The organism is Pandoraea nosoerga (assembly GCF_902459585.1).
Classification (GTDB): Bacteria; Pseudomonadota; Gammaproteobacteria; order Burkholderiales; family Burkholderiaceae; genus Pandoraea; species Pandoraea nosoerga.
Window position 1 is genome coordinate 1 of the sequence record NZ_CABPSC010000001.1, and the last position, 22218, is coordinate 22218.

At 67.6% G+C, this 22218-nt stretch carries 22 protein-coding genes; 8 read left to right on the forward strand and 14 right to left on the reverse strand.

Annotation, left to right across the window (positions count from 1 at the left end):
* Window positions 1-85, forward strand: an 85-nt coding sequence (locus tag PNO31109_RS00005; RefSeq protein ID WP_150554131.1) for an NAD(P)(+) transhydrogenase (Re/Si-specific) subunit beta, incomplete at its 5' end; no start/stop codon positions are given.
* Window positions 86-259: 174 nt separating this feature from the next.
* Entirely contained in the window at window positions 260-1015 is a 756-nt protein-coding gene (locus PNO31109_RS00010) for a 5'-methylthioadenosine/adenosylhomocysteine nucleosidase (RefSeq protein WP_150553599.1), read from the forward strand.
* A 134-nt stretch (window positions 1016-1149) separates the two neighbouring features.
* On the opposite strand, the gene PNO31109_RS00015 is transcribed toward PNO31109_RS00010, so the two are convergent.
* The 5 genes from PNO31109_RS00015 to edd all read right to left on the reverse strand — a co-directional run bounded on the left by PNO31109_RS00015 (window position 1150) and on the right by edd (window position 7174).
* Entirely contained in the window at window positions 1150-2475 is a 1326-nt protein-coding gene (locus tag PNO31109_RS00015) for a THUMP domain-containing class I SAM-dependent RNA methyltransferase (protein ID WP_150553600.1), read from the reverse strand.
* A 49-nt stretch (window positions 2476-2524) separates the two neighbouring features.
* On the reverse strand, window positions 2525-3058 hold the full coding sequence (locus PNO31109_RS00020) for a gluconokinase (protein WP_150553601.1): 534 nt from the start codon (window positions 3056-3058) through the stop codon (window positions 2525-2527).
* 70 nt (window positions 3059-3128) lie between these two features.
* Entirely contained in the window at window positions 3129-4484 is a 1356-nt protein-coding gene (locus PNO31109_RS00025; protein ID WP_150553602.1) for a GntP family permease, read from the reverse strand.
* Between the two features lie 180 nt (window positions 4485-4664).
* The gene (gene eda, locus PNO31109_RS00030) at window positions 4665-5291 is read right to left on the reverse strand and encodes a bifunctional 4-hydroxy-2-oxoglutarate aldolase/2-dehydro-3-deoxy-phosphogluconate aldolase (protein WP_150553603.1); all 627 of its coding nucleotides are present in this window, start codon (window positions 5289-5291) and stop codon (window positions 4665-4667) included.
* A 47-nt stretch (window positions 5292-5338) separates the two neighbouring features.
* Window positions 5339-7174 (reverse strand): phosphogluconate dehydratase, encoded by a 1836-nt coding sequence (gene edd, locus PNO31109_RS00035; RefSeq protein WP_150553604.1) that lies wholly within the window; start codon window positions 7172-7174, stop codon window positions 5339-5341.
* Window positions 7175-7563: 389 nt separating this feature from the next.
* Between edd and PNO31109_RS00040 the strand changes: the two genes are divergently transcribed.
* Window positions 7564-8409 (forward strand): MurR/RpiR family transcriptional regulator, encoded by an 846-nt coding sequence (locus PNO31109_RS00040; RefSeq protein WP_150553605.1) that lies wholly within the window; start codon window positions 7564-7566, stop codon window positions 8407-8409.
* 60 nt (window positions 8410-8469) lie between these two features.
* Here PNO31109_RS00040 and PNO31109_RS00045 read toward each other — a convergent pair whose 3' ends face one another.
* The 3 genes from PNO31109_RS00045 to PNO31109_RS00055 all read right to left on the reverse strand — a co-directional run bounded on the left by PNO31109_RS00045 (window position 8470) and on the right by PNO31109_RS00055 (window position 10748).
* The gene (locus PNO31109_RS00045) at window positions 8470-9450 is read right to left on the reverse strand and encodes a 2-hydroxyacid dehydrogenase (protein ID WP_150553606.1); all 981 of its coding nucleotides are present in this window, start codon (window positions 9448-9450) and stop codon (window positions 8470-8472) included.
* Between the two features lie 104 nt (window positions 9451-9554).
* Entirely contained in the window at window positions 9555-10175 is a 621-nt protein-coding gene (locus tag PNO31109_RS00050; protein WP_150553607.1) for a 2-hydroxychromene-2-carboxylate isomerase, read from the reverse strand.
* A 156-nt stretch (window positions 10176-10331) separates the two neighbouring features.
* On the reverse strand, window positions 10332-10748 hold the full coding sequence (locus PNO31109_RS00055) for a CopD family protein (protein WP_150553608.1): 417 nt from the start codon (window positions 10746-10748) through the stop codon (window positions 10332-10334).
* Window positions 10749-11086: 338 nt separating this feature from the next.
* On the opposite strand from PNO31109_RS00055, the gene ruvC reads away from it, so the two are divergent.
* The 3 genes from ruvC to PNO31109_RS00070 all read left to right on the forward strand — a co-directional run bounded on the left by ruvC (window position 11087) and on the right by PNO31109_RS00070 (window position 13840).
* Window positions 11087-11641: a crossover junction endodeoxyribonuclease RuvC gene (gene ruvC, locus PNO31109_RS00060; protein ID WP_150553609.1), complete on the forward strand. Its 555-nt coding sequence runs from the start codon at window positions 11087-11089 to the stop codon at window positions 11639-11641.
* A gap of 85 nt (window positions 11642-11726) precedes the next feature.
* The gene (gene ruvB, locus PNO31109_RS00065; protein WP_150553610.1) at window positions 11727-12797 is read left to right on the forward strand and encodes a Holliday junction branch migration DNA helicase RuvB; all 1071 of its coding nucleotides are present in this window, start codon (window positions 11727-11729) and stop codon (window positions 12795-12797) included.
* A gap of 56 nt (window positions 12798-12853) precedes the next feature.
* Window positions 12854-13840, forward strand: a complete 987-nt coding sequence (locus tag PNO31109_RS00070) for an oxygenase MpaB family protein (RefSeq protein WP_150553611.1) — start codon at window positions 12854-12856, stop codon at window positions 13838-13840.
* A 59-nt stretch (window positions 13841-13899) separates the two neighbouring features.
* On the opposite strand, the gene PNO31109_RS00075 is transcribed toward PNO31109_RS00070, so the two are convergent.
* From PNO31109_RS00075 to tyrS, 4 genes are all read right to left on the reverse strand, one after another.
* Window positions 13900-14637, reverse strand: a complete 738-nt coding sequence (locus PNO31109_RS00075; protein ID WP_150553612.1) for a histidine phosphatase family protein — start codon at window positions 14635-14637, stop codon at window positions 13900-13902.
* A 42-nt stretch (window positions 14638-14679) separates the two neighbouring features.
* Window positions 14680-15306, reverse strand: a complete 627-nt coding sequence (locus PNO31109_RS00080; RefSeq protein WP_150553613.1) for a YbhB/YbcL family Raf kinase inhibitor-like protein — start codon at window positions 15304-15306, stop codon at window positions 14680-14682.
* Between the two features lie 445 nt (window positions 15307-15751).
* Window positions 15752-16228: a D-aminoacyl-tRNA deacylase gene (dtd, locus tag PNO31109_RS00085; RefSeq protein ID WP_150553614.1), complete on the reverse strand. Its 477-nt coding sequence runs from the start codon at window positions 16226-16228 to the stop codon at window positions 15752-15754.
* A 34-nt stretch (window positions 16229-16262) separates the two neighbouring features.
* Window positions 16263-17507 carry a tyrosine--tRNA ligase gene (tyrS, locus tag PNO31109_RS00090; protein WP_150553615.1) on the reverse strand — a complete coding sequence of 415 codons (1245 nt, stop codon included), beginning with the start codon at window positions 17505-17507 and terminating at the stop codon, window positions 16263-16265.
* Between the two features lie 200 nt (window positions 17508-17707).
* Between tyrS and PNO31109_RS00095 the strand changes: the two genes are divergently transcribed.
* Entirely contained in the window at window positions 17708-19078 is a 1371-nt protein-coding gene (locus PNO31109_RS00095; RefSeq protein WP_150553616.1) for a M23 family metallopeptidase, read from the forward strand.
* A 205-nt stretch (window positions 19079-19283) separates the two neighbouring features.
* Complete coding sequence (locus PNO31109_RS00100; protein WP_150553617.1) at window positions 19284-20459, forward strand: anhydro-N-acetylmuramic acid kinase; 1176 nt, start codon at window positions 19284-19286, stop codon at window positions 20457-20459.
* Between the two features lie 154 nt (window positions 20460-20613).
* Here PNO31109_RS00100 and erpA read toward each other — a convergent pair whose 3' ends face one another.
* On the reverse strand, window positions 20614-20979 hold the full coding sequence (erpA, locus tag PNO31109_RS00105) for an iron-sulfur cluster insertion protein ErpA (RefSeq protein ID WP_023597499.1): 366 nt from the start codon (window positions 20977-20979) through the stop codon (window positions 20614-20616).
* A 97-nt stretch (window positions 20980-21076) separates the two neighbouring features.
* On the reverse strand, window positions 21077-22120 hold the full coding sequence (argC, locus tag PNO31109_RS00110) for an N-acetyl-gamma-glutamyl-phosphate reductase (RefSeq protein ID WP_150553618.1): 1044 nt from the start codon (window positions 22118-22120) through the stop codon (window positions 21077-21079).
* Window positions 22121-22218: the final 98 nt, after the last annotated feature.

A 22218-nucleotide genomic window follows, 5' to 3' on the forward strand; every position in this document is an offset into this window, starting at 1 on the left:
CGAACTCTTCTATCTCGACAAGACGATGATGGTCTTCGGCGACGCGAAGAAGGTCGTCGAGGAGATGGTCAAGGCCGTCGACTGACGTTCGTCTTCGCGGTGAGCGCGCCGACGCGGGGTCGCCGAGGGCCCCGCGCCCGAGCGCTCACTGCAACACTCACGCCAACACTCACGCCAACACTCACGTCAACACTCACTGCAGCAATCACTGCCACGCGCGCTACAATGCGCGCTTCGCTTTGCCCTCGGAATCCGCGCCATGACGCTTGGCATCGTTGCCGCCCTGCATGAAGAAATTGCCGACCTGCTCGCCGAGATGGCGCCTGGCGCGCGCGTGGAGCATGTCGGCATGCGCGACTACCACGTGGGCCGGCTGCACGGCCAGGGCTGCGTCATCGTGCTCGCGCGCGTGGGCAAGGTCGCGGCCGCCGCCACGGCCACCGCGCTGATTCATCGCTTCGGCGTCGAGCAGATCGTCTTCACCGGCGTGGCCGGCGGACTGGCCCACGGACTGAATGTCGGCGACGTCGTCGTGGCCGACTCGCTCGTGCAACACGACATGGATGCCAGCCCCCTCTTCCCCCGTCACGAAATCCCGCTGCTCGGACGCGCCGCGTTTTCCGCCGACGTGGCGCTGCGCGACGCCCTCGCGAAGGCCGCCCGCGACTGGCTCGCGCAGCACATGGCGAGCGAGGTGCGCCCGGAGTGGCTGTCCGCCTTGCATCTCGGCGCAGCGCGCGTGCATGTCGGGCAGATCGCCAGCGGCGACCGCTTCGTGTCGAGCGCGCAGGAGGTGGCGCGTCTGCGCGAGGCCCTGCCGAATGCGCTGGCGGTGGAAATGGAAGGCGCGGCGGTGGCGCAGGTGTGCCACGAGTACGGTGTGCCGTTCGCCGTGATGCGCACGCTCTCGGATGCCGCCGACGACACCGCGCACGTCGACTTCCCTCGCTTCCTGCGCGACGTCGCGAGCCACTACTCGCACGGCATTCTCCGCCAGTTTCTGAGCGCGCGATAGCCGCCATGGCCCGCCACGGCGGGCGATGACGTCGAATACACCAGATACGCCAGATAACGAGGGCGCCCCGGAGGCCCCAAGGACCGGCCAACGACCGGTCTTGCCCTGCGGGCGGCGCCCTTCTCGCGAAGGCGTTATGCCCCAGGCGCGCCGTGCGCCGGTTTGCCGTCGGCGTCTGCGCGCCTGCGCACCGGTCCGGCGATCAGATCGAAGCGAAACAGGCGGCATTCGAGCGCGCCGTTGTACAGCGGCGTGCGGCGCGACTCGCGCAGGCGCATCTGCCCCGGCAGGCTCATGTCGGCGGTGAGCAGATACGCGCTCCAGCCCGTGAAGCGCTGCTTGAGCACGTCGCCGAAGGCGCGGAAGAATTCGGCGTCGACACCGTCCGGCTGCTTGCGCTGGAAGCCGCCGCGGTTGCCGTGCATGTCGGGCGAGTCGCGCTCGTCGTCACGTCCGTCACGATCGCGCGATGCGCGGCGCCCGCGCACCTCGATGCGCTCGCCGTATGGCGGATTCGCCACGACGATGCCCGGCCGGTCCACCGGCGGCGACATATCGCGCGCATCGACCTGCTTCAGACCGATGTCGCCCACGCCCGCGCGCTCCAGGTTGGCGCGCGCCTTGGCCAGCATGTCGCCCGAGATGTCGCTGCCGAAGATCGTCGGCGGCGCGCCACGCACGCGCGCGTCGCGCTGGGCGTCCATCGCCTGCACCTTCAGGCTCTGCCAGGCGGTGATGTCGTAGCCCTTGAGCTTTTCGAAACCGAAGCGCCGCCCGGCGCCGGCGGGCACGCCCAGCGCGATTTGCGCCGCTTCGGCGAGAAACGTGCCGCTGCCGCACATCGGGTCGTACAGGACCATGCCGGCGGCCGTATCCGCGCGCCAGCCCGCCAGGCGCAGAACGCCCGCCGCGAGGTTCTCGCGCAGCGGTGCCGCCCCCTTGTCCAGACGCCAGCCGCGCTTGAAGAGCGCTTCGCCGGACGTGTCGAGATAGAGCGTGACGTCGGTCGCCGTCAGGAAAGCGAACACGCGCACGTCCGGCTGCGCCGTGTCGATGTTCGGACGCGCGCCGGTCTTCTCGCGCAGACGATCGCAAACGGCGTCCTTGATGCGCAGCGTGACGAACTCGAGGCTGCGCACGGGCGCCTTCACGCCGGTGACGTCCACGCGCAGCGTCTGCTGATACGAGAACCAGTCTTCCCAGCGCTGGGCGAGCGCGAAGGCGTAGATGTCCTGTTCGGTGCGATAGCCCTGCTGTGCCACGCGCAGCAGCACGCGACTGGCAATGCGCGAATGCAGGTTGGCTGCCATACCGGCTGCCCACGGCCCGGCAAAGTGCACGCCGCCCGGAACCTGCTGGCCGACCGACACCGGGGCAAGGCGGCCCAGCTCTGCCAGCTCGGCGGCGAGCGCCTCTTCCAGCCCACGGGGGCACGGCGCGAAGAATTCGAAGGAAGCCATTTCGATGCGTACAGCCGGCGCGCAACGCGCCGGCAGAGGGAATAAACCGCTATTGTACGCGTGCCGAGGTGGCCGACGTCAGGGGTGCGCCGCCCGGACAGGCGGCGAGCTTGTGCAGCAGGATCTCCACGATCGCCTCGGGCGTCTCGCGGATGTCGATGGTCAGCGCGTCCTGCGGCTCTTCGAGGGTATTGAACTGGCTCTGCAGCAGTGCGGGGTCGAAGAAATGACCCGAGCGCGAGGCAAGGCGCTCGCCGATCACTTCGGGCGCCCCCTTCAGATAGACGAACACGACGTCGCCGTCGTGCTCGCCAAGGACATCGCGATAGCGGGCGCGCAGCGCCGAACACGCGAACACATGATGACGTCCCGCCAGGCGGCGCGCGACGATGGCCTCGCGAATGGCGGCCAGCCACGGGGCGCGGTCCTCGTCGTTGAGTGCCTCGCCGCGGCGCATCTTCTCGATGTTCGCTGCACTGTGAAAGGAATCCGCGTCGGAAAACCCGCAGCCCAGCCGGTCGGCCAGCATCTGCCCGACCGTGCTCTTGCCGCTGCCCGATACGCCCATTACCACGACGATCATGGCTCGTCTCCTTGTAACCTGCTGACTCGCGTCAGTGTGTTGCCGGTGTTGCACGCCCTGCATCGCTGCCTCACACCACCGTTGCGAGGGCCAGCGTCAGCAGCAGCGCCACCACGGAAATGATCGTCTCGCAAACCGTCCAGGTCTTGAACGTCTGCGGCACGGTCATGTTGAAGTACTCCTTGACCAGCCAGAAGCCACCGTCGTTCACGTGCGACAGGATGAGCGAGCCCGCTCCCGTGGCGAGCACCATCAGCTCCGGCTTGACGGTTGCGCCGGCGGCCGCCGCGATCGGCGCGACGATGCCGCACGCGGTCGTCATCGCCACCGTGGCCGAGCCCGTCGCGATACGAATGAGCACCGCCACCAGCCAGCCGAGCAGCAGCGGCGAGAGGTTCGCATGCGTGGCCACGTCGACGATCGCCTTCGACACGCCGCTGTCCATCAGGATACGCCCGAAACCGCCGCCCGCGCCCACCACCAGCGTGATCGTGGCGATCGGGGCGAGACATTCGTTCGTGAACTTGAGAATCTGATCGCGGTTGAAGCCGCGCTGCTTGCCGAACGTGAAGAAGCTCACGAGCGTGGCGATGAGCAGCGCCATCACCGAGTTGCCGATCAGGCGCAGGAAGTCGTTGGCGAACGACTTCGGCGCGAAGAACAGATCGGCCCAGCTGCCCACGAGCATCAGGATCACCGGCAGCAGAATGGTGAACAGCGTGATGCCGAAACCCGGCAGCGCTTCCGTCTTGCGATCGGCTTCGACGAACTGTGCCAGCAGGGGGTTGTCCGGGTTCGGCACGACGTAGCGCGCCATGAGCTTGGCGAAGAGCGGGCCGGCGATCGCGGCGGTGGGAATGCCCACGATCAGCGCGTACATGATGGTGTGACCAATGTCGGCGTTGTAGGCGGTCACGGCCAGCAGCGCCGCCGGGTGCGGCGGGATCAGGCCATGCACGACCGACAGGCCGGCGACCATCGGAATGCCCACGAGCACCATCGACGTGCCGGTGCGCTTGGCCACGTTGAACGCGATCGGGATGAGCAGCACGAAGCCGACCTCGAAGAACACCGGCAGACCGACGATGAACGCAATCACGACCATCGCCCAGTGCACGTTCTTCTCACCGAAAAAGCCGATGAGCGTTCGCGCGATGCGCTCGGCCCCGCCGGACTCGGCCATCATCTTGCCGAGCATCGTACCCAGGCCCACCACCAGCGCGATGTGCCCCAGCGTGTTGCCCACGCCCGTCTCGAAAGCCTTGACGATGCCGCCCATCGGCATGCCCACCGCCAGCCCGAGCACGAGCGAGACGACGATCAGCGTGATGAACGGATTCAGTTTGAAGCGCGCGATCAGCAAGATCAGCGCAATTACCGCGACAAGCGCGTACACCAGCAGCAAGTTGCCCTGCACCGCGACCATGGGGGTCTCCTCGTTTGGCTAGATGGGCGGATGCCCGATGGGCCTTGTGGGCCCGATTATTGAAATCCTGTTATTCGATGAATCCTGCGTGGTGTCGGCGGCACGCGCTTCTGCGGCCCCTTGCCTGCACCTTGCCTGCACCTTTCCCGAACCTCTCCGATACGGCTTCCCGGCGCTCGCTCACCCGCGCGGCAACGCGCTCGCCGTGCGCGCCAGACGCGTAATGCCGTCCCAGTCCTTCGCGTCGACGAGCGCCTTGGGCGTGAGCCACGAACCGCCCACGCAGACCACGTTCGGCTGTGCGAGATACGACGGCGCCGACTCTGCGCTGATGCCGCCCGTCGGGCAGAAGCGCACCTGGCGGAACGGTCCGTACAGCGCCTTGAGCATCGGCACGCCGCCCGAGGGCTCGGCCGGGAAGAACTTCACGGTGTCGTAGCCGTCGGCCAGCGCCGTGAGGATGTCCGAGGGCGTGACCACGCCCGGCAGCAGCGGCAGGCCCGCGGCCCTGGCGGCCGCGCCAAGCGCGCTCGTGTAGCCGGGCGAGACGCCGAAGCGCGCGCCGGCGGCCACGGCCTGCGCCATTTCCTCGGGGCGCGTGAGCGTGCCCACGCCGACGATCAACTCGTCCGACAGACCCGCCACGTGACGGATCACGTCCATGGCCGCCGGCGTGCGCAGCGTGATCTCGAGCACCCGCACGCCGCCGGCGAGCAAGGCGCGCGAGACTTGTTCGCCCTGCTCGACGTTGTCGAACTGAAGCACCGGGACCACGGGGCCGGCACGAACGATGTCATTGATGTCCATTACGTTTTCCTTGAATGCATGAGCGCGGCGCCAATGCGGCCTGCACGTCACTCGATACCGAAGAACACGGAAGCGCCCGCCTCTGCCGCGCCGACCGCCGCGCGCATGTGGCCGAAGAGCAGCCGCCCGGTGTCGTCGCCGGAGGCCGGCACCGGCGCGATCTCGCGCGAGGCCCAGTCCTGCGGCGCCACCTCGGCGTGCAACATGCCGGCGTTCGCGTCGAGCAGGATCAGATCGCCATCGCGCACGCGGGCGAGCGGGCCGCCGCCGGCCGCCTCGGGCGACACGTGAATCACGGCGGGCACCTTGCCCGATGCGCCCGACATGCGGCCGTCGGTCACGAGCGCCACGGCAAAGCCTTCGTCCTGCAAGACGCCGAGCAGCGGGGTGAGGCGATGCAGCTCGGGCATGCCATTGGCGCGCGGACCCTGGCCGCGCAGCACCACGACCACGTCGCGACGCAGCTCGCCTGCATCGAACGCGGCCTGAACCGCTTCCTGCGAAGTAAATACGCGTGCCGTTGCGGCCACGCGCCGATGTTCCGGCTTGACCGCCGACACCTTGATGACGCCGCGTCCCAGATTGCCGTGCATGAGCCGCAGTCCGCCGTCGGGGGCGAACGGCTCGGCATGGCCGCGCAGGACGTCACGATCACCACTGTAGGCGCTCCCGGCGCGCCACGCCAGCCCCTGTGGCGAAAGCCACGGCTCCTCGCGGTAGCGGGCAAGTCCCGGGCCGGCCACGGTCTGCACGTCGCCATGCAGCAGGCCGGCGTCGAGCAGCTCGCCGATCAGGAACGCCATGCCGCCGGCGGCGTGGAAGTGATTCACGTCGGCCTTGCCGTTCGGGTAGACGCGCGCCATGAGCGGCACCACGGCAGAGAGCGCATCGAAGTCGTCCCAGTCGATGAGCACGCCCGCCGCGCGGGCCATTGCCACGAGGTGCAGCGTGTGGTTGGTCGAGCCGCCCGTGGCGAGCAGGCCGACGATGCCGTTGACCACCGAGCGCTCGTCGACCACATGGCCGATAGGGGTGTATTCGCGCGTGTCGGCGCCGATGGCGAGCACTCGCGCGAGTGCAGCGTCGGTGAGGGCGTCGCGCAGCGGCATGTGCGGATGGACGAACGCCGCGCCCGGCAGGTGCAGGCCCATGATCTCCATGAGCAGCTGGTTGCTGTTGGCCGTGCCGTAGAACGTGCAGGTGCCCGCACCGTGGTAAGCCTGCGATTCGGCTTCGAGCAGCGCGTCGCGCCCGACCTGGCCGGTCGCGTACTGCTGGCGGATCTTCGCCTTTTCGTCGTTCGACAGCCCGCTCGACATGGGGCCCGCGGGGACGAAGATCGTCGGCAGATGGCCGAACTGCAACGCGCCGATCACGAGTCCCGGCACGATCTTGTCGCACACGCCGAGCATGAGCGCGGCGTCGAACATGTTGTGCGAGAGCGCCACGGCCGTGCTCATCGCTATGACCTCGCGCGAGAACAGCGACAGTTCCATGCCGGCGTTGCCTTGCGTGACGCCGTCGCACATGGCCGGCACGCCGCCGGCCACCTGCACCGTGGCGCCCAGCTTGCGCGCCGCTTCGCGCAGCCGTGTGGGGTACTGCTCGTAAGGCTGATGTGCCGAGAGCATGTCGTTATAGGCGGTCACCACGCCGACGTTGGGCCGGCGCTGCTCGCGCAGCACCAGTTTGTCGTTGGCCGGCATGGCGGCGAAGCCGTGCGCCAGATTGGCGCAGGACAGCGCACCGCGCTGCGGAAACCGGCCGGCACTCGCCGCAATCCGGGCCAGATAGGCGGCGCGCGTGTCGCGGCTGCGCGCGGCAATGCGCGCGGTGACGGCCCGGACGGCCGGATGCAGGGGCTTCGTGGAGTCAGACGTCATGCCGGAAGACGGATTGCGACGCACCCAGGAGGGGTACGATTGGGAGCGGAGTTTAGTAGAAATTCTACATCCCATCAATCGGAAGTACGCCGCATCCGGGGTTTTACTGATTACTTTCCGACAGTTAACTGTATTTTTGCCACATTGAGAAATAATCGCCCATAATGCGAAATGTCGTATTTTTGTAGTTTTTGTACATTTCGCCAGTCGTCCGAGGCGTGCCCGGCGAAAAGCCAAGCGCGCCGTGGCGCGGATGCCGGGTGCTATAGTGGGCGCCTGACAAGCCGACTCGCCGCGCCCCCGGGGCAACATGGGGCAAGGCGTCGAGGCAACACGGGGAATGGCGCGAGGCAGCGACGGCCGCGCGCCTGTTTTTGTTGGTGCCTGCCATGCTGAACCGAATCGAAGCCATGCTGACCCAATTGCGCCCATCCGAGCGCAAGCTTGCGACCTACGTGCTGGACGCCCCGCGCGAAGTCGTCGACCTGTCGATGAACGAACTCGCCGAGCGCGCCAACGTCAGCCAGCCCACGATCGCCCGGTTCTGCCAGGCGGTGGGGTGCAGCGGCTATCGCGAATTCAAGATCCGGCTCGCGCAAGGCATTGCGCAGGGCGTGCCGTTCGTGCATCGCGACGTGCGTCCCGACGAGCCGGTACCGGGCATCGCGAGCAAGGTGCTCGATCGCACCATCGGCAGCCTCATGCAGGTGCGCAACAATCTGTCGCCCGACAGCATCGGGCAGGCCATCGCACTGCTTGCCGCCGCCACGCGCATCGAGTTCTATGGCGCGGGGGCGTCGGGCATTGCGGCGCAGGATATGCAGCACAAGTTCTTCCGCCTCGGCATTCCAGCCGTGGCGTACAACGATCCGCACGTCTACGGCATGTCGTCCGCACTGCTGCGCGAGGGCGACGTGGTCGTGGCCATCTCGAACACCGGACGCACGCAGGACCTGCTCGAAGCGGTGCAGCTCGCGCGCGCCGCGGGCGCGAGCGTGATCGCCATTACACACAGCAACTCCCCGCTCGCGCGCATGGCGAGCGTGGCGCTCTTCGCCGACGTCGACGAGGACACCGACGTGTACTCGCCGCTGACCTCGCGCATCGCGCATCTCGCGATCGGCGACGTGCTGGCCGTGGGCATGGCGCTGCGGCTGGGCGAGCGGCTGCCCAAACAGCTCGCCCGGGCGAAGGAGGTCATCAATCGCCGCCGTATGGCGAGCGACGGCCGTTAGACGTCAAGCCTTGGACGTCGGGGGAACCCGTCGCGCGCGCTTCCCCCACGCTTGAGCGTCTCAACGCTGCTGCGCCTGCGGGTTCACCACGTTGCGCAGCGGCTGGCCCGTGAGCGCGGCAATCAGATTGTCCGCGGCACACGCCGCCATCGCATGGCGCGTCTCGTGGGTGGCCGAGCCAATATGCGGCAGCGCCACCACGTTATGCATCTTCAGCAACGGCGAATCCACCGAAACCGGTTCACGCTCGAACACATCGAGTCCCGCGGCGCGCAGATGCCCCGAGGCCAGAGCGTCGATCAGCGCGGACTCGTCGATCACCTTGCCGCGCGCCGCGTTGATGAAGATCGCCCCGCGCTTCATCTGCGCGAATTCCCTCGCACCGATCAGGCGCTCGGTGGCCGGCGACAGCGGCACCAGCGTCACCACGAAATCGGCCTGCGCGAGCAGCTCCGGCAGCGCGCGGTATTGCGCCCCGTAGGCCTTCTCGGCCGCCTCGTTGCGCGTGCGGTTGCTGTAGAGCACCTGCATGCCGAAGCCGAGCGCGGCGCGGCGGGCGACGGCGCCGCCGATGCGCCCCATGCCGACGATGCCGAGCGTCTTGCCTTGCACGTCGGTGCCGAAGTACGCCTCACCGAGGCTGCCCTTCCATCCGCCCGCCTTGACGAGTTCGGCCAGCTCGACCACGCGCCGCGCGCTCGCGAGGATCAACGCGAACACGGTGTCGGCGGTGGTCTCGGTCAGCACGTCGGGCGTATTCATCAACACGATGCCCCGACGCGTGAGATCGGGCACGTCGAACTGATCGTAGCCGACCGAGATGGTGGCCCATGCCTTCAGTTTCGGGGCCGCGTCGAGCATCTCGGGCGTGACGTTCACGCCGACGCCGATGGCCCCGTCCGCACGCCCGAGCGCCGCGTAGAACGCGGCCCGGTTGGCGTCGTTCACGCCATTGAACTCGGTAAGCTCGAACGCCTCGGCCAGACGCGCGCGCACCTCGGCCGGCACGCCCTTGTACAACACCACCTGGGGACGACTCATTGCTGCAGACTCCTTGGTTTGCCGCCGTCCGGCCACGCCGGCAGCGGGCATCACGAACGCTTCACGAACGATTCGGGAGCGCTTCGGGAACGAAAGAAACGGGCTCAGCGCTGCGCGGCGCGCGCCTGCGCAAAAGCCCGTTCGAGAAAGTCGAGACGATCCTGCCCCCAGTACGGCTCGCCCTCGAACACGAACCACGGCGCGCCGAACACGCCGGCGTTCATCGCGTCTTCGGTATTCGCATCGTAGGCGGCCTGCACGCTCGCACCGCTCGATGCGGCCACGAGCGACTTGCCGTCGAACGACAGGCCGTCCGCAATGGTCTGCAAGGTGGCGTCGTCGGCAATATTGCGCTCCTCCACCCACAGCGCCTTCGAGATCGCGGCGGCCAGATCGAGCGCGCGCCCGGTGCCATGCGCGAGTTGCGCGGCGATGATCAGGCGCGCGGCCGGGTCACCCGCCACGGGAAAGAACTTCGGCTGAAGATTGAGCGGCATGCCCAGATACCTGGACCAGCGCGCGAGCTCCACCAGACGATAGGCCTGCCGCTGCGGCGCGCGCTTGGCCAGCGGCAGCCCGCCCGAACTGGAAAAAATGCGCCCGAGATCGACGGGCTTGAGCTGGATCTGTACGTCAAAACGACGCGCCAGTTCGACGAAGCGCGCGTGCCCCATGTAGACGTAGGGCGACGGCGGCGCCAGAAAGTAATCGCAGGTCAGACTCACGGCATACTCCTCAGGGCAGGACGTTTCGCGACGCGCAACGGCGCGCCGCGGCAGATTCTTATGCTGGACGACGGGCATGACGCCCGTTCAGGCACGCATTCGATCGCAGGCGCGCAGGCGCCCCCGGTCGGGAGGCGCAGGACGGGCTCAGGACGATCAGAACGGCTTGACGACCGCGAGAATCGCCGCGCCGAGTAGTCCCAGCACCGGAAATTCGTTGAAGTAACGATACCAGCGGTGCGAACGGGTGTTGCGACCGGTTTCGAACTTGCGCAGCAGGCGGCCGCACGCATGGTGGTAGCCGAGCAGCAGCACGACGATGAGCAGCTTGGCGTGCAGCCAGCCGCCGTGTCGGCCGATGCCGTAATACAGCCAAAGGATCAGTCCGAAAGCGAGTGCCGGTACGGCGAGGATCGTCATGAAGCGGTACAGCTTGCGTGCCATGAGCAGCAGGCGCTGCGTGGCGGCGGCGTCGCTCTCCATCGCGAGATTGACGAAGATGCGCGGCAGATAGAACAGGCCGGCGAACCACGAGGCAACGAAAACGATGTGCAGCGCTTTGATCCAGAGCATCGGCAGGCAGGCGGTCCGGCGACAGACCGTCGAATATTTTGAACAGCAAACAATGTACAACAATCCGCCGCCTCGCGACGCCCGCCGCCGCCCCCGGCGGGACGCACCCCTGCGGCAAATCGACGCGAGGCGCGCCGGAGCCGCCATCGGGGGGCGTGCCGCGGCGCCTCCCTGCCTGCGTCATTCCTCCTCTTGCGGTCCGTCCGCTCCTGTCTCGCCCCGGTCTCGTCGCATAAAACACGACATGAGCGACGCCCCGGTCCGGCTGTGCCAGAATACGGGCCATATCCGTTGACTTGCCCCGCGCCGGCGCCATGTGCCGCGCCTCTGGCCTCCGCATGAGAATTCTTGGTATCGACCCCGGCTTGCGCGTCACCGGCTTCGGCGTGCTCGAAAAGCACGGCAGCCGCCTGCAATATGTGACGAGCGGCGTCATCCGCACGGGCGAAGGCACGCTGCCTGCCCGGCTGCGCATCATCTTCGAGAGCGTGGCGGAGCTGGTCGAAACCTACCGTCCCGATCAGGCCGCCATCGAAAAGGTGTTCGTCAACGTCAACCCGCAGTCCACGCTGCTGCTCGGGCAGGCGCGCGGCGCCGCGATTACCGCGCTGTCGGTCGGCGGGCTCGAGGTCTTCGAATACACGCCGATGCAGCTCAAGCAGGCCGTGGTCGGCTACGGACGCGCCCGCAAGGAGCAGGTGCAGGAGATGGTCACCCGCCTGCTCACGCTGAGCGGCACGCCCGGCAAGGACGCCTCCGATGCGCTCGGCGTGGCCATTTGCCACGCGCACAGCGGCGAGATGCTCGTGTCGCTGGCCGAGGCCGGTCCCGTGCGCTCGCCCGCTCTCGCGGCGAAGGGCCTGCGCATGCGGCGCGGACGCCTGGTCGGCTGACGAGCCGCCGCGGGCCCGCACGACGCGCCGCGAAATCCCGCCGGCCCGCCCGGGCAAGCGACGCCTGAAGCGCTACAATGCAGCCATGATCGAAACCGATAAACTCGCCGCCGAGCGCATTATCGCGCCAACGCCCGCCTCGCCCAACGAAGAAGCCTTCGAGCGCGCACTGCGCCCCAAGCTGCTCGACGAATACGTCGGCCAGCGCAAGGTGCGCGACCAGCTGGAAATCTTCATCGAGGCGGCCCGCAAGCGCTCGGAGCCGCTCGACCACGTGCTGCTGTTCGGGCCGCCGGGCCTGGGCAAGACCACGCTCGCGCACATCGTTGCGCGCGAGATGGGCGTGCACCTGCGCCAGACCTCGGGCCCGGTGCTCGAGCGCCCGGGCGATCTCGCGGCGCTGCTCACCAATCTTGAAGCCAACGACGTCCTGTTCATCGACGAAATCCATCGGCTCTCGCCGGTCGTCGAGGAAATCCTGTACCCGGCGCTCGAGGACTATCAGATCGACATCATGATCGGCGAGGGACCGGCGGCGCGCAGCGTCAAGCTCGATCTGCAGCCGTTCACGCTCGTTGGCGCGACCACGCGCGCGGGTATGCTCACCAATCCGCTGCGCGACCGTTTCGGGATCGTGGCACGCCTGGAGTTTTACTCCGCCGACGAGCTGGCGGGCATCGTGCGTCGCTCGGCCGGTCTGCTCAATGCCTCGATCGCCGACGACGGCGCGCACGAAATTGCACGCCGCGCGCGCGGCACCCCGCGCATCGCCAACCGCCTGCTGCGGCGCGTGCGCGACTACGCCGAAGTGAAGGCCGACGGACGCATCACGGCGGCGGTCGCCGACGCGGCCCTGCGCATGCTCGACGTCGACCCGGTCGGCTTCGACGTGATGGATCGCAAGCTTCTCGAAGCGGTGCTGCACAAGTTCGACGGCGGCCCGGTCGGCGTGGACAACCTCGCCGCCGCGATCGGCGAGGAGCGCGACACCATCGAGGACGTGATCGAGCCGTATCTGATTCAGCAAGGTTTTCTGCAGCGCACGCCGCGCGGCCGCGTAGCGACGCTCGCCGCGTATCGCCACTTCGGTCTGGCCGCGCCGGGCAACGCACCCGAGAGCGGCTCGCTCTGGGCGTCCGACATCAACGGCGGGTAAGCCGCGCGGATCGGCGCTCGCGCCTCTCGCCATCGTCACTCGGTACGGATCGACGCATGTCTTCGCACGACGACCTCCCCACGCCGCCCCCTGCCACGCCGCTGCGGCCGGCCGGCCCGGTCGTGGGCGTGTCGGGGCGCATACGCCATGCGATCGCCATGCGGCTCGTGAGCCTGACGTCCGGTCCAGGCGCCCCGCGCCTGAACTACGACACGCCGCCGGGCGACCCCGGTCTGTTCGGCCCCGGCGCCGCGTGCTGGCATGTGCATGGCGACTTCATGTCGATGATGATCGGCGGGGTCAGCGCCCTGCTGCTGCAGTCGCTCCATCCGCTCGCCATGGCCGGCGTCTGGGACCACTCCACCTTCCGCCAGGACGTGATCGGCCGGCTGCGCCGCACCGCCACGTTCATCGGCGGCACCACATTCGGCAACACCGCCGATGCCGAAGCACTGCTCGAGCGCGTGCGCCGCATCCATCTCCAGGTGAAGGGCACCGCGCCTGACGGGCGTCCATACGCGGCGTATGACCCCGACCTGCTCACCTGGGTGCATGTCGCCGAGACGTCGAGCTTCCTTCGCAGCTATCTGGTCTACAAGGACCCGACGTTCGCGCGCGGCGAACAGGATCGCTACTACGCGGAAGTCGCGCGTATTGCGATCGCGCTCGGCGCGCGCGACGTGCCGACGAGCGTCGCGCAGATCGACGAGTATCTGGCAGCCATGCGTTCATCGCTGCAGACGAGCGAGCGCACGGACGAAGTCGTTCGCGTGCTGCGCAATCTGCCCGCGCCGTTCGCCGGTGCTCGCATGTTCAGTGGATTGTTGTTCAGCGCCGGCGTCGATCTGCTGCCGGAGTGGTCGCAGGCCATGCTCGGGTTCGCCGACGGTGCGGCCGTGCGTCGCATGACGGTTCGTGCGGCCGTGCGGCATACGGCGCGACTCGCCCGCTGGGCCATGCGAAACAGCGTGGCGCATCGCGCGCGACGCCGGGCGCTTGCCACCCCCGATGCCGCCAACGTGCAGCCGTCGCTGGAACGCTGAACCGGCGGCGCGCCGCGCGCGGTGAAACGCTCAATGCTTGCCGCCGCAGCCGGCCGGCGTTACACCACGCGCGGATCGACGCGATCCGTCACCGCTGCAGCGTTCGCTTGCGCCGCCCCTTCCGCTGCCCGGGGCTTGTCGTTGCTCTCGTCGCGCACGGCGTGATCCAGATGCGAGACGTCTGCCCAGCTCAGAACTTGCCAGCGCTCGCCGTCGCAGGCCAGACGATTCACGCTCGCATTGAGCAGCGGATACGAGCGCGGCTCGCTCAACGGCAAGCCGGTCGCGAAGCGGTAGCAGCAGTCGAGTACGCCGCCGTGCGCAACGAGTGCGAGATGCTGCCCCGCGTAGTCGCGCAACAGTTGCGAAACGAACTCGGTGATGCGGGTGTAGAAGGCGCGCGTCGATTCCCCGCCGGGGATCGTGAAGTCCGGATCGCGGCTCTGCCAGCGCGCGTAGTCCTGCGGGAACTCGGCCTCGATCTCGTCGGGCACGCGCGTCTCGAACACGCCGTAATGCCGCTCACGCAGATTCGCGGTGCGTACCAGCGGCAGGCCGCAGGCACGCGCCACCGGCTCGGCGGTCTGCACCGCACGCCGCAGATCGCTCGTGAGCACATGGTCGAACACGCGCCCATGGGCGGCCACGTCGCGCGCAATGCGCTCGCCCAGCCGCGCCGCCTGACGCTCCCCTTCGACCGACAGCGGAATGTCCGTATGCCCCTGAATGCGCTTGACGCGGTTCCAGTCGGTCTCGCCGTGGCGAATCAGCGTGAAGGTGGTCGTCGTGCGGTTCATCGATGCAATGGCAGTGTGCGATTGAGAGTGGCGCGCCGGGCGTCAGGCCACCTTTGGATTGAGCGTGTAGGTGCCCGTCACGGTGGCGCTGGCCAGCACGTGCGGCTTGATTGCAGCGAGCACGTCGTCGCCGCCGAAACGGCCTTCGAGCGGCACGCGCGCGATGTCGAGCGCATAGACCGTGAAGTGATAGTGGTGGACGATCGTGTCGTTCCACGGCGGGCACGGGCCGTCGTAGCCGTAGTAGTCGCCCTTCATGGCTTCGTCGCCGGCGAACCACGCGGTGTAGTCGTTCACGCCGTGACGCATGCCGTCGAGCGCGTCGGGCCCGAACTTGCCGCGCGGCGTGACATGATTGCTGTGGCTGGCCGCGGGAATTTCCGAGACCGACGCCGGCACGTCCACCAGCACCCAGTGATAGAAGTCGACGCGCGGCAGGTCGGCCGGCACTTCGCGCCCCTCCTTGTTGACGTCGTCGCCGCGGCTCGGCACGTCGCTGTCGGTGCAGATCACGACGAACGAGCGCGTGCCCGCCGGCACGTCCGACCAGGCCAGATGCGGGTTCTTGTTCTGCGACAGCGCCACGTGCGACTGCGCATCGGGTTTGCCAAAGGCGAACTGTGCATCCATCGCCGCGTTGTCGGCAAACGAGTCACTCCAGACTTTCATCGTTTTCTCCCGTGCTTGTCATTGCGAAACCCGTTGACGGTATCACACCGGTGCGAATCGCGTGCAGTCCGGCGGCCGCCCCGCAGCCAATTGCGGCGATTTCAGACGATTCCGAGCAATTTTCGAGATGCCTCCGGGGCGTCCCAGGGCCGCGCCTGCCGCTCCTGCCGCGCGGTCGCATCGATCGCATCGATCGCATCGGTCCGACGCCGCGACGCCCCATGCACGGCAGGACCGGTGTCCCGCACGAGCGCATGGGTATGGCGCAGAGGGTGCGCGTGGCGTGCACGGCCGGACGTGCACCGGCGAGGGCGCAATGCGCGACGATGGGTGGCGCCGCGCGAGTTCGCAGCCGTCCGAATCCTCCGGGGAAGCCGCGTTGAGCCGGCCCGGAGCGCTCCAGGCCGCTGGCCCCTTCAGGCGCTTCGAGGCGGATCCCCCGGGTTCAGGCGGACCCGGCGTGCTCAGGCCGGCTCTGCAGCCAGAAAGTCACCGGGCCGTCGTTGACCAGCGAGACACGCATGTGCGCGCCGAATTCGCCCGTCTCCACGATCGGGTGGCGCTCGCGCGCCTGGGCGACGAAGTGGTCGAAAAGACGCTTGCCGTGTGCGGGACTCGCCGCCGGCGTAAAGCTCGGTCGCGTGCCGCTGTTGGTATCGGCCGCCAGTGTGAACTGCGAGACGAGCAGCAAGCCGCCGGCCGCGCCGTTGCCGTCGAGGTTCGACACGCTGCGGTTCATCTTGCCCGCCTCGTCGGAGAACACCCGATAGCCGAGCAGTTTCGCGAGCAATTTGTCGGCGCTCGCTTCAGTGTCGCCGCGCTCGGCGCACACCAGCGCAAGCAGCCCGGGGCCGATGGCGCCGACGGTGCGGCCATCGACCGTCACCGCGGCTTCGAGCACGCGTTGAATGAGCGCGATCATGGCGTGATGCGCGGGAACGGCGCGACGCGCACGCTCAGGCGAGCGTCACGCGGGCAAAGCGGCGCTTGCCGACCTGCACGACGTAAGTCCCGGCCTCGATCTTCGCGCCCTTGTCGGACACCGTCTCGCCATCGACGCGCACACCGCCTTGCTCGATGTTGCGGTTGGCCTCCGAGGTCGACGGCACCAGACCGGCTTGCTTGAGCAACTGGGCAATGCCCAGCGGCGCACCGTCGAGCGAGACTTCCGGAATGTCGTCCGGCACGCCGCCGCGCGCGCGCGCGTTGAAGTCCTCGAGCGCGCGCTCGGCGTCGGCCGGCGAGTGGAAGCGCGCCACGATCTCCTGCGCGAGCAGGACCTTCACGTCGCGCGGGTTGCGCCCGCCCTCGACGTCCTTGCGCAACTGCGCGATCTGTTCGAGCGAGCGGAACGACAGCAGCTCGTAGTAACGCCACATCAGCTCGTCCGAGATGCTCATGAGCTTGCCGAACATCTCGCTCGGCTTCTCGCTGATGCCGACGTAGTTGCCCTTGGACTTCGACATCTTCTCGACGCCGTCGAGCCCTTCGAGCAGCGGCATCGTGAGAATGCACTGCGGCTCCTGACCGTACTGCTTCTGCAGCTCGCGGCCCACGAGCAGGTTGAACTTCTGGTCGGTGCCGCCCAGCTCGAGGTCCGACTCCAGGGCGACCGAGTCGTAGCCCTGCATGAGCGGGTACAGAAACTCGTGGATGGCGATGGGCACACCGCCCTGGAAGCGCTTGGTGAAGTCCTCGCGCTCGAGCATGCGCGCCATGGTGTAGCGCGAGGCGAGCTTGATCATGCCGTCCGCGCCAAGCTTCATCGACCACTCGCTGTTGTAGCGGATCTCGGTCTTGCTGCGGTCGAGCACCAGCGCGGCCTGCTCGAAATAGGTCTTCGCGTTTGCTTCGATCTGCTCGCGCGTGAGCGGCGGACGCGTGCTGTTGCGGCCCGACGGATCACCGATCAGCGAGGTGAAATCGCCGATCAGGAAAATGACCGTGTGGCCCAGGTCCTGGAGCTGGCGCATCTTGTTGAGCACCACGGTGTGGCCGATGTGGATGTCGGGCGCGGTCGGATCGAGGCCGAGCTTGATGCGAAGCGGTTTGCCGGTGGCCTCGCTGCGCGCGAGCTTCTGCAGGAACTCCTCTTCCACCAGCAACTCGTCGCAACCGCGCTTGGCGATCGCCAGTGCGGCCCGCGTGGCGTCGGTCACAGGGTACTGCTTATCCGAGGTGAGTGCGTGTTCACTTGTCATAACATCATTGTCCGGACTGGATCGGGGGTTCCCCCTAATCAGTCAGTAAAGGCGGAGACGGCGATGCGTCTGCTATAATCGCCGCTCAATTCTCGGCTCGGGCCGAAGCGACGCCGGGTTGCCCCGGAAAATCCGACAGGCAATCGCGAAGCGTGTCGCTCCGCCCGGGCTTTTTTGTAAGTTGCGCAGAATTTTACGTGATGTGGCCCAAACTCCGTGATTTTTTTGCGCGTGAACTGCTGACCCTGATCGATCCCACGCAGCCGAAGCACCGCCGAAGAAAGGTGCAAATCGTGGCGACGGTCGGCTCGGCGCTGACGTTGGGAATGGTGACCGCTTTCGGCGTGGCGCCCATGGTGCCGGAATCGGCGCGCAACGGTGCGAGCGTGACGCTGCCGCTCACCTTTCCCGACCTGGCCCGACAGATCCAGCAGCTCGACGCGCAATCCCAGACCTATATCCATCAAGTGGCAATGCGCCGCGGCGAGACGCTGGGCGACATGCTCTCGCGGCTGTCGATCCAGGACCCCACCGCCGAACGCTTCATCCGCGAGAATGCCGTTGCGCGCCGTCTGATCGGCGTGCCCGCCGGTCAGGTCGTGCAGGCCGAGACCGACGACGACGGCAAGCTCGTCTCGCTCTCCACCGTCCTGTCCACCGGCAGCGCCACGGCGCAGCAGCTCGTCATCGACCGCAACGACGACGGGCGTCTGCGCGCGCGCATGGAGCAGCTTGCGAACGACACCGAATGGGCCATGCGCTCGGGCGCCATCACGGGCAACTTCTTCACCGCGATGGACGACGCCGGCGTGCCCGATGCGGTCGTCGCGCAGATGGTCAACATCTTCTCCGGCGTGATCAACTTCCAGCGCGACGTGCGCCGCGGCGATCGCTTCCGCCTCGTCTATGAGGTGATCAAGCAGCAGGACCGCACGGTTCGCACCGGACGCGTGCTCGCCATCGAGTTCATCAACCAGGGCAAGACGCATCAGGCCATCTGGTACGCCGACCCGCAAGGCTCGCCCGAAGGCGCGTATTACGGCTTCGACGGCCGCAACCTGAAGCAGGCATTCCTGCGCACGCCGGTCGAGTTCTCGCGCATTTCGTCGGCGTTCGGCGGCCGTGAGCATCCGTTCCAGCATCAATGGAAGAAGCACGAGGGCGTGGATCTGGCCGCGCCCATCGGCACGCGCGTGTTCGCGGCCGGCGACGGCGTCGTCACGTTCGTTGGCAAGCAGAACGGCTACGGCAACCTGATCGAGATCGAGCACGCCGGCAACTACCAGACACGCTACGCGCACCTCTCCGGCTTCGGCCCGGGGGTGAAGCCGGGCACGCGCGTCACGCAGGGCCAGGTCATCGGCTTCGTCGGCCAGACGGGCTGGGCGACCGGGCCGCACCTGCACTACGAGTTGCGCCTGAACGGAGTGCCGCGCAATCCGTTCGCGACCGACGTCGCCGCCGTCGCGCCGCTCTCGGGCGCCCGCCTGAAGCTGTTCGACATGTACGCGGAAAATCTGCTCAAGCGCATCGACCTGATGCGCACCGTCCAAGTCGCCGAGCGCGATTGAGGTATGCTAGGGGCCGCACGGCGCGGGCTCAGCGAGCGATTGGCTCGCGAGCCCGGGCGGTGCGGCAGCCGATCGGGGCACTTCGTCGTGTCGCCGTTTTGTTGTGTCGCCGTGCCGCCGTGTCGCCGTGCCGCCGTGTCGCCGTGCCGCCGTGTCGTCGCCCCGCCGCCGCTATTCGCGCTATCCCTTCGCCCGCGCTTCGCTCATGACTGACCTTTCCGCTCAAGACGCCCGCTCGGGCGCCACCGCGCCCTCCCCGCCGTCCCCGCCGTCGTCCCATTACATCGGCCTGATGTCCGGCACCAGCCTCGATGGCGTGGATGGCGTGCTCGTGGCTTCGCCCGGCGGGCAAGTGCTGGCCGAAGCGTACATTGCATTTGCGCAGCCGCTGCGCGAGACGCTGATGGTGCTGCAAGCCCCGTCCGACAATGAGCTTCATCGCGAAGCGCTGGCTGCGAATGCGTTGGCTCGACACTATGCCGAATGCGTGAGCGAGCTGCTCGCCAAGGCTGGCTTGCCGGCGTCCGCGGTGACCGCCATCGGCGCGCATGGCCAGACGATCCGTCATCGCCCCGGCGAGTTCGACGGCGTGGGCTATACCCGCCAGCTCAACGCCCCCGCACTGCTCGCCGAACTGACCGGCATCGACGTTGTCGCGGACTTGCGCAGCCGCGACGTCGCGGCCGGCGGCCAAGGCGCGCCGCTCGTGCCGGCCTACCATCAGGCGCGCTTCGCCGAGGCCGGCGAGACGCGCGTGGTCTGCAACCTCGGCGGCATCAGCAACGTCACGATCCTGCCGGCAGCCGCCACGGGCCGACCGGTGTCGGGCTTCGACTGCGGCCCGGGCAATGCCCTGCTCGACGGCTGGGCCGCGCGCCATCTCGGCAAGCCCTATGACGACGGCGGCGCATGGGGCGCAAGCGGACGCGTGGACGAGGCGCTGCTCGCCGCCCTGTTGAGCGAGCCGTATTTCACGCAGACGCCACCCAAGAGCACCGGACGCGACCTGTTCCACGCCGCGTGGCTCGACGGCAAGCTAGCCGCATTTCCCAACGTCGCCCCCGTTGACGTGCAAGCCACACTCGTCGCGCTCACGGCGCAGTGCGTGGCCAACGACGTGCTGGGTCATGCCTCGGACTGCAGGAGCTTCTACGCCTGCGGCGGCGGCACGCGCAATGCCGCGCTCATGCAGGCGATTGCCGAACGCCTGCCCGGCGTCAGCGTCGCGACGACGCAAGCGCTTGGCGTGCCCCCGCATCAGGTCGAGGCACTGGCGTTCGCCTGGCTCGCCGAGCGCTGTCTCGCGCGCGAACCGGGGAATCTTCCGTCGGTCACCGGCGCGAAGGGCCCGCGCATTCTGGGCGCCATCTATCCCCGCTGACATCCCGTGACCGTGGCGCGACCGGCACCGCGCCACCTTTTGAACGGACAAAAAAATACCCCTCCGGGGAGGGGTATTGCGGGATATTGCCTGCATGCCCGCGCGCCTCGTCGCCGATGCGCCCCCGGCATTGCCTCCCGTCAGTCCTGTTCGCTCAGACCGAGAACGACGAGCCGCAGCCACACGTCGTGGTCGCGTTCGGGTTCTTGATCACGAACTGGGCGCCGTTGATATCTTCCTTGTAGTCGATCTCGGCGCCGACGAGGTATTGATAGCTCATCGAGTCGATCAGCAGCGACACGCCGTTCTTGTCGAGCACGGTGTCGTCTTCGTTGACGTCTTCATCGAAGGTGAAACCGTACTGAAAGCCGGAGCACCCGCCGCCCTGCACGAAAACGCGCAGTTTGAGCTCGGGGTTGCCTTCCTCGTCGATCAGTTGCTTGACCTTGTCCGCGGCGCTGTCGGTAAAGACCAGGAACGCGGGCATTTCCGTGACGGCGGCCTCAAGCGGTGCGTTCATCGCAAATCTCCAAAAATCGTTTCGGTACCATTCTAGTCCCTAATCCCAAATCGTGCCGGGTGCCGAAAAATCAAGGGCTTAGAAACGATAAATACCGTTACGGCAGTACGGGAATATGGGTGAGGCCCGTATTCTCCGGCAAGCCGAACATCAGGTTCATACACTGCACGCCCTGACCGGACGCGCCCTTGACCAGGTTGTCCTCGACCACGAGGATGACCAGCGTGTCTTCATTGCCCGGACGATGCACTGCCACGCGCACGTAGTTCGAGGCGCGCACCCAGCGCGTCTCGGGCATCGAACCGGCCGGCAGCACGTCCACGAACGGCTCGCCGGCGTAGTACGTCTCGAACAGCGCCTGGAAGTCGGTGTCGCGGGCCTCGGGAAGGATCGTCGCGTAGAGCGTCGAATGAATGCCGCGGATGGTCGGCAACAGGTGCGGCACGAACGTCAGGCCCACCTCGTAGCCGGCGATCGCCTCGAGCCCCTGCTTGATTTCCGGATGGTGACGGTGCCCCTTCACGCCGTATGCCTTGAAGTTGTCGGCCGTCTCCGCGAGGATCAGCGACGTCTCGCCCTTGCGGCCGGCGCCGCTCGCGCCCGACTTCGCGTCGGCGATCAGATGCTTCGGGTCGACGAGCTTGCGCCCCCCCGCGAACAGCGGTGCATAGCCGAGCTGAACGGACGTCGGATAGCAACCCGGCAGGCCGATCACGCGCGCGCTCTTGATCTGCTCGCGATTGATTTCGGGCAGGCCGTAGACGGCTTCTTCGAGAATGTCCGGGCAGGCGTGCGGCATGCCGTACCACTTCTCGAACGTGGCCGTGTCCTTCAGGCGGAAGTCGGCCGCCAGATCGATCACGCGCACACCGGCGGCGAGCAGCTCGCGCGCCTGCGACATGGCCACGCCGTGGGGCGTGGCGAAGAACACCACGTCGCAGTCGGTCAGACGGGCATCGTCGGGCGTGACGAACGCCAGATCGACACGGCCTCGCAGGTTCGGATACATGTCGGCGACCGGCGTACCCGCTTCCTTGCGCGAGGTAATCGCCGTCAACTTCACTTCCGGATGCTGCGCGAGCAGACGGAGGAGCTCCACACCCGTATAGCCGGTGCCGCCTACGATACCTACCTTGACCATGTCCCACCCCTTTGAATCGGAACCGCGATTCTATCAAGCTTCCACGACACGTGTGACGCGGCGCCACGCCGGCCGTCGGGCGGCGCCGCGCGCGTGAG